Annotated in this window: 12 protein-coding genes; 6 read left to right on the top strand and 6 right to left on the bottom strand. The window is 60.3% G+C overall.

What is annotated here, in order from left to right; translation table 11 throughout:
* Positions 1-173 precede the first annotated feature (173 nt).
* The 4 genes from tnaA (at position 174) to ACW5W7_RS18270 (ending at position 5,135) form a co-directional block, all read left to right on the top strand.
* Complete coding sequence (gene tnaA / locus ACW5W7_RS18285; RefSeq protein WP_456502615.1) at positions 174-1,640, top strand: tryptophanase; 1,467 nt, start codon at positions 174-176, stop codon at positions 1,638-1,640.
* A gap of 70 nt (positions 1,641-1,710) precedes the next feature.
* Positions 1,711-2,925 (top strand): aromatic amino acid transporter, encoded by a 1,215-nt coding sequence (locus tag ACW5W7_RS18280; RefSeq protein WP_456502614.1) that lies wholly within the window; start codon positions 1,711-1,713, stop codon positions 2,923-2,925.
* 482 nt (positions 2,926-3,407) lie between these two features.
* Complete coding sequence (locus ACW5W7_RS18275) at positions 3,408-4,622, top strand: aromatic amino acid transporter (RefSeq protein WP_456502613.1); 1,215 nt, start codon at positions 3,408-3,410, stop codon at positions 4,620-4,622.
* Between the two features lie 213 nt (positions 4,623-4,835).
* Complete coding sequence (locus tag ACW5W7_RS18270) at positions 4,836-5,135, top strand: hypothetical protein (RefSeq protein WP_456502612.1); 300 nt, start codon at positions 4,836-4,838, stop codon at positions 5,133-5,135.
* A gap of 41 nt (positions 5,136-5,176) precedes the next feature.
* Here the strand turns inward: ACW5W7_RS18270 and ACW5W7_RS18265 are convergent, their stop codons facing one another.
* The 6 genes from ACW5W7_RS18265 to ACW5W7_RS18240 all read right to left on the bottom strand — a co-directional run bounded on the left by ACW5W7_RS18265 (position 5,177) and on the right by ACW5W7_RS18240 (position 10,620).
* Positions 5,177-5,968 (bottom strand): hypothetical protein, encoded by a 792-nt coding sequence (locus ACW5W7_RS18265; RefSeq protein ID WP_456502611.1) that lies wholly within the window; start codon positions 5,966-5,968, stop codon positions 5,177-5,179.
* Between the two features lie 138 nt (positions 5,969-6,106).
* Entirely contained in the window at positions 6,107-6,598 is a 492-nt protein-coding gene (locus ACW5W7_RS18260) for a DM13 domain-containing protein (protein WP_434664927.1), read from the bottom strand.
* A 133-nt stretch (positions 6,599-6,731) separates the two neighbouring features.
* Positions 6,732-7,136: a g-type lysozyme inhibitor gene (locus tag ACW5W7_RS18255; RefSeq protein ID WP_456502610.1), complete on the bottom strand. Its 405-nt coding sequence runs from the start codon at positions 7,134-7,136 to the stop codon at positions 6,732-6,734.
* Positions 7,137-7,313: 177 nt separating this feature from the next.
* On the bottom strand, positions 7,314-8,414 hold the full coding sequence (locus ACW5W7_RS18250; RefSeq protein ID WP_456502609.1) for a polyamine ABC transporter substrate-binding protein: 1,101 nt from the start codon (positions 8,412-8,414) through the stop codon (positions 7,314-7,316).
* 35 nt (positions 8,415-8,449) lie between these two features.
* Positions 8,450-9,478 (bottom strand): histone deacetylase family protein, encoded by a 1,029-nt coding sequence (locus ACW5W7_RS18245; RefSeq protein ID WP_456502608.1) that lies wholly within the window; start codon positions 9,476-9,478, stop codon positions 8,450-8,452.
* A 131-nt stretch (positions 9,479-9,609) separates the two neighbouring features.
* The gene (locus ACW5W7_RS18240; protein WP_456502607.1) at positions 9,610-10,620 is read right to left on the bottom strand and encodes an AraC family transcriptional regulator; all 1,011 of its coding nucleotides are present in this window, start codon (positions 10,618-10,620) and stop codon (positions 9,610-9,612) included.
* A gap of 364 nt (positions 10,621-10,984) precedes the next feature.
* On the opposite strand from ACW5W7_RS18240, the gene ACW5W7_RS18235 reads away from it, so the two are divergent.
* Positions 10,985-11,491, top strand: coding sequence for an AAA family ATPase (locus ACW5W7_RS18235; protein ID WP_456502606.1), 507 nt, complete (start codon positions 10,985-10,987; stop codon positions 11,489-11,491).
* 285 nt (positions 11,492-11,776) lie between these two features.
* Positions 11,777-12,331, top strand: a complete 555-nt coding sequence (locus tag ACW5W7_RS18230) for a hypothetical protein (RefSeq protein WP_456502605.1) — start codon at positions 11,777-11,779, stop codon at positions 12,329-12,331.
* Positions 12,332-12,406: the final 75 nt, after the last annotated feature.

Raw genomic sequence — 12,406 nt, 5'->3', positions numbered from 1 at the left:
CAATATGATGGTCCGCACCCATCCCGATTTTAAATAGCATTCAAGCTTGCTCGCCAAATAGATTGGCGAGACGCTGACGTGCCCCTTTATCTCATTCATATATATCTGCCTGAATATTATTTCTGGTGGAGGGTGAGATTCATCCTGAATATTTAAATATGGATCTTCATATCATGGAAAACTTCAAGCATCTGCCCGAGCCGTTCCGCATCCGTGTCATCGAACCGGTCAAGCGCACCACCCGCGCCTACCGGGAGGAGGCGATCGTCCGCGCAGGCATGAACCCCTTCCTGCTGGACAGCGAGGACGTCTTCATCGACCTGCTGACCGACAGCGGCACAGGTGCCATCACCCAGGACATGCAGGCCGCCATGCTGCGCGGTGACGAGGCCTACAGCGGCAGCCGCAGCTACTACGCCCTGCAGCAGGCGGTGCAGGCCATCTTCGGGTATGCCCTCACCATCCCCACCCACCAGGGGCGCGGCGCCGAGCAGATCTACATTCCGGTGCTCATCAAGAAGCGGGAGCAGGAGAAGGGGCTGGATCGCAAGAAGATGGTGGCGCTCTCCAACTACTTCTTCGACACCACCCAGGGCCACACCCAGATCAACTGCTGCGTGGCCAAGAACGTCTACACCCAGGAGGCGTTCGATACCTCGGTCACCGCCGACTTCAAGGGCAACTTCGATCTGCTGAAACTGGAGGAGGCGATCCTGGAGGCGGGCCCGGCCAACGTGCCCTACATCGTCAGCACCATCACCTGCAACTCTGCCGGCGGCCAGCCGGTGTCGATTGCCAACCTCAAGGCGGTGTACGCGATCGCCCGCAAGTACGACATCCCGGTGATCATGGATTCGGCCCGCTTCGCGGAGAACGCCTACTTCATCCAGCAGCGCGAACCCGGCTACGCCGACTGGTCCATAGAGGCGATCACCCTGGAGTCCTACAAGTACGCGGACGGCCTCGCCATGTCCGCCAAGAAGGATGCCATGGTGCAGATGGGCGGCCTGCTCTGCTTCAAGGACGACAGCATGCTGGACGTCTACACCGAGTGCCGTACCCTGTGCGTGGTGCAGGAGGGCTTCCCGACCTACGGCGGCCTGGAAGGGGGCGCCATGGAGCGGCTCGCGGTGGGGCTGCGCGACGGCATGCGCCAGGACTGGCTGGCCTATCGCATCGGTCAGGTGCAGTACCTGGTGGATGGCCTCGAGGCCATCGGCGTGGTGTGCCAGCAGGCCGGGGGCCACGCGGCCTTCGTGGATGCGGGCAAGCTGCTGCCCCATATCCCGGCGGATCAGTTCCCGGCCCACGCCCTGGCGTGCGAGCTCTACAAGGTGGCCGGCATCCGGGCGGTGGAGATAGGCTCCCTGCTGCTGGGGCGCGACCCCGCCACCGGCAAGCAGCACCCCTGCCCGGCGGAGCTGCTGCGCCTGACCATCCCCCGCGCGACCTATACCCAAACCCACATGGACTTTGTCATCGAGGCCTTCGGCGAGGTGAAGAAGAATGCCAGCAACGTGAAGGGTCTGGACTTCATCTACGAACCGGCGGTATTGCGCCACTTCACCGCCAGGCTCAAAGAAGTCGACACTCAACAGAAAACGACCGCCAGCAAGAGCGAAAAATTAATAGAAGCATAACGAGTCAGGGGCACCCTATTGGGTGCCCCTTTTATTTCACAGCTCTGTGAATATTTGGGAGTAACACAAGATGACAGCCAAACCATCCGTTGCAGGAGGGGCCTGTATTATTGCCAGCGTGTGCGTCGGTGCCGGCATGCTTGGCCTGCCGAGTGCTGGCGCCGGTGCCTGGACCACATGGTCATCCCTGGCCATTATTCTGACCATGATAATAATGACTATTTCAGGCTGGATGTTGCTGGAGGCATTCAAGCGTTATGAGTTGAGCGCCTCTTTCAATTCGGTGACCAAGGATCTGCTCGGCCATAAAATAAATATCTTCAACAATATGACCGTCTATTTCGTCGGCGGCATTCTGCTCTACGCCTATATCACGTCGTCCGGCCTCATTTTGAGCGGCCTGTTCGACATCGGCAGCCAGCTTGCCTCCGTGTTGTTCGTGCTGGCGTTCTCCTGGTTTGTCTGGCATTCGACCCGGGCGGTGGATCGCATCTCGGTGGTGCTCATCGTCTTCATGGTGTTGAGCTTCGTGTTTGGGGTGTCGGGCCTGGCGGCCAAGATAGACACCGCCCTGCTGTTCAATAGCCTTGCCGAGGAGATGCGCCAGGCCCCCTACGCCCTGGCCATGCTGCCGGTGGCCCTCACCTCCTTCGGCTATCACCACTCGGTCGCCTCCATGCGGGCCTACTACGGGGAGGAGCACAAGGCGAAGCAGGCGATCCTCGGCGGCACCCTGATCGCGCTGGCGCTCTACCTGCTGTGGCTGCTCAGCATCTTCGGCAACCTGCCCCGCGGCGACTTTGGCCCCGTCATCGCCAAGGGCGGGGACGTGGATGTGCTGCTCAAGGCGCTGGCCTCGGTGGTCGAGTCCAGCCAGGTGTCCCAGGCCATCAACCTCTTCTCCATGGCGGCCATTCTCTCCTCTTTCATCGGGGTGGGGCTCGGGGTGTTCGACTATCTGGCGGACTTGTTCCAGTTCGACAACAGCCGCGCCGGTCGCACCAAGTCCTGGGCGGTAACCTTCCTGCCGCCCCTGTTGCTCTCGCTGCTATTCCCGTTTGGCTTCGTGGTCGCCATCGGCTACGCCGGTGCGGCCGCCACCGTCTGGGCCTGCATCATCCCCGCCCTGTTGGCGAAGAAGTCGCGGGAGAGCGAGGGGGGAGGGGTCGGCTTCCAGGCGCCGGGGGGGCAACCCATGGTGGTCGCCGTCATCGCCTTCGGGGTGCTGACCGCCATCTTCCACTTGTTGGCCATGGCGGGTCTGCTGCCCGTCTATGGGGGCTGAGTCGCCCCCCTCCCGTCATATCGAGAGGGCGCCAGCGGGCGCCCTTGCGTTGCCTCCTGCCCACTCCCCCTCTGGTGGAAAACCGCCTGCACCTCACTCTCTGCGTCCTTCGGGTTTGATACCCGGGGGCATGCAGGGTAAAGTCTCACCCTCAAAAATGGCGGCCCTGCTGCCATTTTGAGATCGGTAGCCAGCCTCAGCCACGTCTTGTCTCGCTGACGCAACAACAAGTGGCTGGGCGCCGATAGTACAGCTTCTGCCGTCGATACAGCAGCAAGCGGCTGGGCGTCGATAGTACAGCTTCTGCCGCTGACGCAGCAGCAAGTGGCTGGGCGCCGATAGTACAGCTTCTGCCGCCGATGTAGCAGCAAGCGGCTGGGCACCGATAGTACAGATGAGCGCGATCTTACGATGACAACCGGCGTAGCAGATGCAACGGTCCGCGGTCGCGACCAGATCAACAATCGTCTTTGGGGAAATAAATGGAACATAAACCATCGTTGGTGGGCGGGGCATGCATCATTGCCGGCGTCTGTGTCGGAGCCGGTATGCTGGGGCTGCCCAGTGCGGGAGCGGGCGCCTGGACCCTCTGGTCCATGCTCGCGGTGGCGCTGACCATGGTGGTGATGACGGTCTCCGGCTGGATGCTGCTGGAGTCCTACAGGGGCTATCCCCTGCGCGTCTCCTTCGATACCGTGACCCGGGATCTGCTGGGGAACAAGGTCAACGCCCTCAACAATCTGAGCGTTTACTTCGTGGGCGGCATTCTGCTCTACGCCTACATCACCTCGGCGGGCCTCATTATCGAGGGCATGACCGGGCTCGGCAGCAAGCTCTCCTCCATCCTCTTCACCCTGGTGTTCTCCCTGGTGGTGTGGCACTCCACCCGGGCGGTGGACCGCATCTCGATCTTGCTGGTGATCCTGATGGGGCTGAGCTTCGCCTTCGGTATCTCCGGCATGTCCATGAACATCCGCCTCGACCTGCTGCTGGATCGGGTCGGTAGCGAGAGTCACTATGCTCCCTATGCCCTGGTGATGCTGCCGGTGGCCCTCACCTCCTTCGGCTATCACCACTCCGTCTCCTCCATGCGCGCCTATTACGGCGAGGAGCGCCGCGCCAGCCGCGCCATCCTGGGGGGCACCGTCATCGCGCTCGCCTTCTACCTCGTCTGGCTGGCCAGCGTGTTTGGCAACCTGCCCCGCAGCGAGTTCGGCCCGGTGATCGCCGAGGGGGGCAACGTGGATGCCCTGCTCAAGGCGCTCGGCTCCGTCATCGAATCCAAGGCGGTGGCGAGCGCCCTCAACGCCTTCTCCATGGCGGCCATCCTCTCCTCCTTCATCGGGGTGGGGCTCGGGGTGTTCGACTATCTGGCGGACTTGTTCAAGTTCGACAACAGCCGGGGCGGCCGCGCCAAGTCCTGGGCCGCCACCTTCCTGCCGCCCCTGGTGCTCTCCCTGCTGTTCCCGTTCGGCTTCCTGGTGGCCATCGGCTACGCCGGTGCCGTCGCCACCCTCTGGACCTGCATCATTCCGCCCCTGCTGGCCTGGAAGGTACGGGCGGGCAAGGATCAGGGCGAAGGCTTCCGGGCGCCGGGCGGGGTGCTGATGATAGGCCTGATCATCCTGTTCGGGGTGCTGACCGCCGCCTTCCATCTGCTCAACATGGTGGGCTGGCTACCTGCCTACACCGGCTGAGACCGATGACCCCCGGCGTGTGTGCCGGAGAACAGCAAAGACGGTGCCTGCGGGCGCCGTCTTTGCTGGTACGCGTACTCGATCGCTGCGCGCTGAGCCTGACACCCGGCGGCCAACGCCTGCCGTGACAACATTTTGGGATCTGATTGATCCCCATCCTCCATGCCTTGACTATGCTTTGGTTCTCTTTTGAGCCTAAACAAGGAGCCGACCATGGCATGGACTATCGATGACTCTCAACAACGCATCCTCTACAACAAGGGCAAGCACGTGGCCGTGCCCCCTGCGGGCATGAGCAAGTATCACGAATGGCGACGGGAAATCGAGCGCGGCACCCACCCCAAGAATGCCGCCGACAAGGTGGGCGACATGCACTACGAGCAGCTCGCCGGGGTGAACAAGGGGATCTACACCATACGCCTCAGCCAGGAGCACAGGGTCGCTTTTACCCTCAACGGCACCCTGCAGCAGGTCAATGTCATCAGCATTGGCGGCCACTTTCCGCCGAGTTGAGTGACGGACGAGTCATCACGACGGCGCTCCGGCGCCGTTTTTTATGGGGACGTGGGGGCAGAGGGAGGCGCCAAGGTGGTGGTGCCACTCTCTTGCAGTGCCAGCTTCCGGTATCGTTCGATGACGCCCTCTTGCTTCATCTGTTTCAGCACGGCGGCGATAGGGCCGAGCATGCTCTGATGGCGCCGGTGCAGATAGACGAAAGAATCCGCCGTGATCATGACGCCGGCGGAGTAGATCCGTTGGTAGTCGACAGAGTGAACCACCAGATGTTGCAGAGCCTGGCGGGCAATCATGGACTGTTCTACGTAGATATCGCTGCGGCCCTTGAGCAGCTTGTTCATGCCCTGGGCCACGGTGCCGATGGTGGAGAGTCGTTCCCCGCTGACCACTTTGCCGAGTTCGATCTCCGGCAGTTTGGCTCCGCGCCTGTACTCCACCCGATAGGAGGTCGGTTGCAGGCTCTGCCATCCTGACAGCCGTATGTTCGGCAGAGCCGTGTAGACCTCGTAGGAGAGGGGGAAGTGAGACTCCGGCACTCGCAACAGGGCCTGGGTTTGGCTTTGGTAGATCGCCGGTCTGTGGATCTCGCCATCGACCTCTCCCCTGGCCGCCAGATAGGGAGCCCGTCCACCGGGATAGCCAAGATAGGTGAAGCGATAACCGAGGCGGGTAAAGGCATCGCGATAGATAAGTTCGAGCCAGCGCCCATACATGGACTCCTTGGTCTCGGTGGAACTCACCAGAGTGATCTGATCCGGTCCGCTGGCCCCCATGGCAAAGGGGGCCAGCAGTACCATCATCAGCATGAAACATCGCGATACAAATGCCATACCGGCTCCCTGAATGTCCGCCAGCCTACTCTGGCGCGACAGTTACCAGCCTAGCTCAGTGGTGAGGCGGAAACCTGATTGGTGCAAAGACGAGAGGGGTTATTGCAGCGTTTCGTGCTGTCATTATGGCTGCTGTAGTCAGGGTGATCGGCGATCTTGATACTGGGCAGCGGTAATGAATTGTCCAAATGTCTCGCACCAGACGATCACGCTGTTGTAATCGGCCGGGTTCACATCGGTCGGCAGCGGCACGATGAAGTTGTCGAAGGTCTTCACCGCGCCGACGTGCGCCATCCGACCCTTGAGGCGAGCAAAATCCGCCTCCGTTTCCACGAATTCCGGCGACAGATAGAGCTGATAGTCGGGTCCGGGCGCCAGCCTGCCCATCAGGCTGATGGCGGTGGGCCCGACGCTCACCCGGCCCTCTCCCCAGTGCAGCCGATCGCTGTCCTTGAGCTCTCGCTTGAAGGTGCCCTGATAGGTCGCCTGCGCCTGGCTGGCCGCCACCTGCTCGCCGCTCGGGCCGGGCGGTGCTATCAGGATCGGCAGCAGATAGATGCCGGCGGCAAAGCCCGCGCCCCCCACCAGCAGGTGAGTGGCCAGCAGCAGGGCGATTGTCTTGCGTTGCATGATGCCTCGCGCGTTGATGAAATGATGCCCCACCCTAACAGCGCAACGCCGCCATGCCCATCCCGGTCTGGGGGGCATGGCGGCATTCTCTGCGGCGAACGGGCCCGGACGAGCCGAGAGCGCATATGGGGGCTTACTGGATGCTGACCGACAGGGTGTGAGGCACCTGTTCGCCGCGGCGGGCGGAGGCGCGCATCTGGTAGACCTGGATCTGGTACTTGCCGGCGGCGGGCAGGGCGCCTTGCCACTTCTTGCCGACCGCGCCGGATCCCAATGCCTCGGCCTCACCGGGCACGGCCCCCGGCGCGAAGACGTTGAAGTTGGCATTGCTGCTGCCAGCGATGCTGATCGTCATGGTTTGGCCCGCCTTGGCGACCAGGGTGTAGTTGATGCTGTCGTAGCCCTTGAAGTTGCCCTTCATCTGGGCGCTGTGTGCCCCCTTGGCAAATTGCACCGGCACTGTGGTGACCTTGTCGGCCGCCTGGGCCCCGGCCACCAGCGTCATGGCCAGCAGGGCGGCCTGGATCGCTCTTTTCATTGTTGCACCTCGTGAGGAGGGCCCTGTCACTCTGGCAGAGCCACCCAGACAAGATAGGCCCAAATCGATGGGCTGCCTATGGGCGAGAGAGACGGGCACCCTGGTGCGGGCGGGGGAGGCCGTCTGGAGGGCATGGCTGAAGTGAAGGGGCCGGACGGCCCCTTCGGTGTGCCTGTGTCAGACCCCTGACTTGATGGCGGTCCAGATACGGGTGCGTGCCCGTTCTGCCTTGGCCGGCAGCGGCTTGAGCGGGAACAGGTGTGCCATCTGCGCGGCGGTGGGGACCAGATCCGGGTTGTCGCGGATCTCGGCCTTCACCAGCCCGATGCCATCCTTGTTGGGGTTGGGATAGCCGGTCTTGTCGCTGATGGGCGCAATGACCTTGGGTTGCAGCAGGAAGTTGATGAACTGGTAGGCTTCGTCGACATTGGGGGCATCCTTGGGGATGGCCAGCATGTCAAACCAGATGGGGGCCCCTTCCTTGGGTTGGCGCATCGCCACCTTGACCCCGTTGCCGGCATCCTTGGCGACGTTGCCGAACTGGTAGAAGCTGCCGGAGTAGCCCACGGCCACGCAGATATCGCCGCTGGCGATGTCGTTCATGTATTTGGACGAATGGAAGTAGCGGATATAGGGCCTGACAGAGAGCAGCAGCACCTTGGCTTTCTCGTAGTCAGCCGGGTTGGTGCTGTTGGGGGGCAAGCCCAGATAGTTCAAGGCGATGGGGATGATCTCGGCCGGCGAGTCGAGCAGGGTGATGCCGCACTTGGCCAGCTTGCTGGCGTACTCCTGCTTGAAGATGAGATCCCAGCTGTCCACCGGCGCCTGGTCACCGAGCGCCTCTTTTACCTTGTCGACGTTGTAACCCATGATCACGGTGCCATACATGTAGGGCACGGCGTGCTCGTTGCCGGGATCGTTTGTCTGCAGCAGTTGCATCAACTTGGGATCGAGGTGTTGCCAGTTGGGCAACTTGTCGCGATCGAGCTTGAGAAAGACCCCCGCCTGCACCTGCTTGGCCAGGAACATGTTGGACGGCACCACCACATCGTAGCCGGAGCGGCCGGCCAGCAGCTTGGACTCCAGCGCTTCGTTGGTATCGAAGACGTCATAGGTGAGCTTGATCCTGGTCTGGGCCTTGAAATCGGTCAGCGCCTGGTCGGTGATATAGTCTGACCAGTTGTAGACATGCAGCTCGCCACTCTTGGCCTGGGCGACGGGGGAGAGCAGTGTGCCAGCCAGCAGGCTGGCGGCATACAAACGGGTGAGTGTCTTCATGACAGTAATCTCCATGTTGCAAAAACGGTTGCAAATCAGCGTTGTTCAAACCCTTCCAGCACGTTCACGGCATTGATGCCGATGGCTTCCACCGCATAACCCCCCTCCATCACGAACAGCGTCGGCAGGTTCAGCGCCTGAATGCGCTTGCCCATTGTCAGGTAATCCGGGCTGGTCAGCTTGAAGCGCGAGATGGGATCCTGCTCGAAGGTGTCGACCCCGAGCGAGACCACGAGCACCTCGGGCTGATAGTCGTCGATGGCCTGGCAAGCCTGCTCCAGTGCCGCGCTCCAGACCGGCCAGTCGCTGCCGGCGGGCAGCGGCAGGTTGAGGTTGCAACCCTCTCCCGCACCGATCCCGGTTTCGTCGGCATAGCCAAGGAAGAAGGGGAACTCGATGGCCGGGTCGCCGTGGATCGAGACAAACAGCACGTCGCTGCGTTCATAGAAGACTGACTGGGTGCCGTTGCCGTGGTGATAGTCCACATCGAGGATGGCCACCTTGCGATAGCCCTGATCGATGAAGGCCTGCGCCGCGATGGCGGCATTGTTGAGATAGCAGTAGCCCCCCATCAGATCGGCGGCGGCATGGTGGCCGGGGGGACGGCACAGGGCAAAGGCACTGTTGGCACCGGACGTGATATGGTGCTGGGCGGTGAGTGCCACCTGGGCCGAGCTGTAGGCCGCCTGCCAGGTGCCGGCGGTGATGGGGACGCCGGCATCGAAGCTGTAGTAGCCAAACTGGCCATGCACGCTGTCCGGTTTCTGCTGGCGCAGGGTGCGGGTCGGCCAGGTGTAGGGCAGCAGATCCCCCTCCTGCCCGAGGGCCGCCCAGCGAGCCCAGGCGCCTTGCAGAAAGTCGAGCATCCCCTGATCGTGCACCCGAAGGATTGGCTCCAGTCCCCAATCCTGGGCTGGCTGTATGGGGCCGAGCTGGCGTGCCAGCAGGCGTTCGCGGATGAAATCGGCCCGCTCCGGCTTTTCGAAACAGGGCATCAACTGACCGTCGATCAGCTCGCATCTTCCGTGGTGCAGATGGTGATCATCGCTGTAGATGGTGAGCATTGCGGCTCTCCTTTTGCTGGGGTGACAGCACCATTGTTGGAGAGTGTTGCAAATATGTGAATGCTGGCTGCGGCCAAAAGGGGACAGATCAGGCCAATCTGGACGGCCTGATTGCCCTTTTTATGCGCACATCAATGGCGAAACTGGCTGGGGGGCACACCGCTCCACCGCTGGAAGGCGTGGCGGAAGCTGGCACTCTCGCTGAATCCCAGCTCTTCGGCGATCTGATAGATGGCGTGGCGTTTCTCCGCCAGCAACTGCTTGGCGCGCTCGAAGCGCAGATCGTCGAGCAGCTCCTGATAGTTGGTGCCCATCTCATAGAGGTGACGGCGCAGGGTGCGTGCGGAGCAGTGCATCTGCTCGGCCAGGGCCTCCAGCCGGGGCGGGGCCGAGAGCTGGGTGCCGAGCAGCTCGCGTACCCGGGCCAGCCAGCGCTGGCGGGTGTTGAATTCGGCGTTGAGTTTGCGGCAGCGCACCAGCATCTCGTTGTGGGTGACCGGGTTGGCCAGCGGCAGCCGCATTTTCAGGGCACGGGTGTCGATAGCAAAGGCATCCTGATCGCTGTCGTAGCGAATGTGGGGGCCGAAACTGGCGTGGTAGCTGTCGGCGTAGCTCGTCTCGGGCTGGCTGAACTCGGCGCGGCGTACCGGCAGCGGCTGGCCGACCAGATCGCTGCAGGTCTGGCGCAGCGACGCCAGGCACATCTCGATGTTGAAGCGCCGCAAGTCTTCACGCTGGCGGTAGTGACTGGCACAGATCCAGGCCAGATCGCCATTGATGCGCAGCTGCAGGTGGAAGTAGGTCCCGAGCAGAGAGGGGTAGGCAAACATCAACTGCAGCGCGTCGCCGAGGGTGGCGCTGGAGATGGCGGCATAGCCGAGCAGGCCATAGGCGGAGATATGCATGCGCTGTCCCAGCTGCAGGCCGAGATCCGGGTGGTGAGACAGGCCGTTGGCGCACACGGTCAGCTCCTGCTGGCGGGTGATGCGGGCGTCGTTGTTGTGCACGTCGGTCACATCGATAGCGCTGTGGGCCAGCAGGGCGGCGGTGATCCGCTCCTGCTGCTGGGGGGAAGCCTCCTCGCACAGGTAGTCGAGCGCCAGCGAGACCACGTGCAGGGTCGTCAGCTGTGATTCCAGCATGGCTAATTCCTTTATCCTTGATGGAAGTGATAACGGCACCACTGTATCTGGAAAGGTGGGCTGTGCACCAAGGATCCGTGCCTCAACGCGACCTTGTTGATGCATCTGGAAGAAAACGACGCCTTGCGGCGCCGTTTTTAATGTCACTCAACCCAATGACTGGAGCAGGGAGGTATCCGCCACTTGCAGGAACAGGTTGCGCAGGTTGTCGAGCTGCGCCGGCCGGTTGGCCTTGAGGGTCTTGCCGTCCAAACAGGTGGGTGGCCCAGCACCCTATCCTGTACCGCCTTGAACAAGGCGCTGTGGGCGCGATGGCAATCCGATACCATGTGGCTCTGGTCTTCTTTCATCACAGGAATGGAACATGCTGATCATCTTCAGTGGTTTGCCGGGCAGCGGAAAAAGCACCATAGCGCGGGCGCTGGCCCAGCGGCTGGGCGCCGTCTACCTGCGCATCGATACCATAGAGCAGGCCATTCGTGCCGCCGAGCAGGTGGATCACGAGATGGGGCCCGCCGGTTATTTCGTTGCCTATGGGCTGGCCAGAGAGAACCTGGCACTTGGCTCGATTGTCATCACGGATTCCGTTAATCCCATGCGGCTCACCCGGGATGCTTACCACGAGATCGCCCTCTCGGTCGGGGTGCCCTGTCTCGATGTCGAAGTGGTCTGCTCCAATCCGAAGCTGCACCGTGAGCGGGTCGAGAGCCGGACGACCGATATTACGGGATTTGCATTGCCGGATTGGCAGGCGGTGATCGACCGCGACTATGAACCCTGGGACAGTGAGCGTCTGGTGCTGGATAGCGCCACCCTGTCGGTCACCCAGAGCGTGGAAAAGATTGTCGCCGCGTTGGTAAAGCCGTTGTAGGTTCGATTGGCGCAGCCTAATCGGACGATCGAGAGGCTTTGATGGCGATTGTTGCCATGAAACAGGGGCAGCCAGCCGGAGGGGGAAACTCGGCTGGCTGTGATGGCGGGAGAATCGATTTACGCGAACGTCCGATTACGCCTGACGGCTAATCGAACCTACAAGCTATCTAAAGAAAGTATGTGATGAGTGACTTGTAACGTTGGTTTAGGTCTAGGTAGGTATCTCAACTTTTTGATAAAGTATTTTTTATTGTACTCTCTGAATTAATTGTTAGGGGATGTGATGGGTACGACTTGGCAAGATGTTGCATTGGAATCAGTTAAAATATTAGGGCCTGCAATAATAACAGCATTGGCTGCCTATTTTACAGCTAGGTTTCAGTTCAAGATTAAGGTGAAGGATCTTGTTGAAGCTAATAAATTCAAGGCTCATGAAAGGATATTTGATTTTCATAAGAACAAGTACGACTTGTTTGATGAGGCCATATTGAAAATCAATGAGGGCTTTGGTTTTTTTGCAGGTCTTTCTTTGTCTGAGAAAAATGAGGCTGGAGAAATAAAAATATTTGTTGCTAAGTATTTAAGCATTTATATTGAAACGGCCCCACTTGATTTAAAACAGTTAATAGTTGATTTTTCCAGTGTCGCAGATACACATGCTTTAGAATTTGAACGGTTGAATAGACAGCTATTAATAGCCGAAGATATTAAGATACCAAAAAACCAAGAAGAAATTAATGATGTCATTGTTAAGCTGCTAGTTATTTATGGCCTTGCTAACTATTGTAGGAAAATTCTAACTGAGAGAAAAATAGTTGGGTTTTTGATAAATATATAGGGGAATGATTATTAATATTTAATTTTATAGGCTCTTGGTTAATAGTTAAAAAACGGCGCCTCTCGGCGCCGTTTT

This window comes from Aeromonas intestinalis (assembly GCF_054052485.1).
The sequence above is the reverse complement of the archived record's forward strand: the minus strand, read 5'-3'. Positions and strand labels throughout refer to the sequence as shown.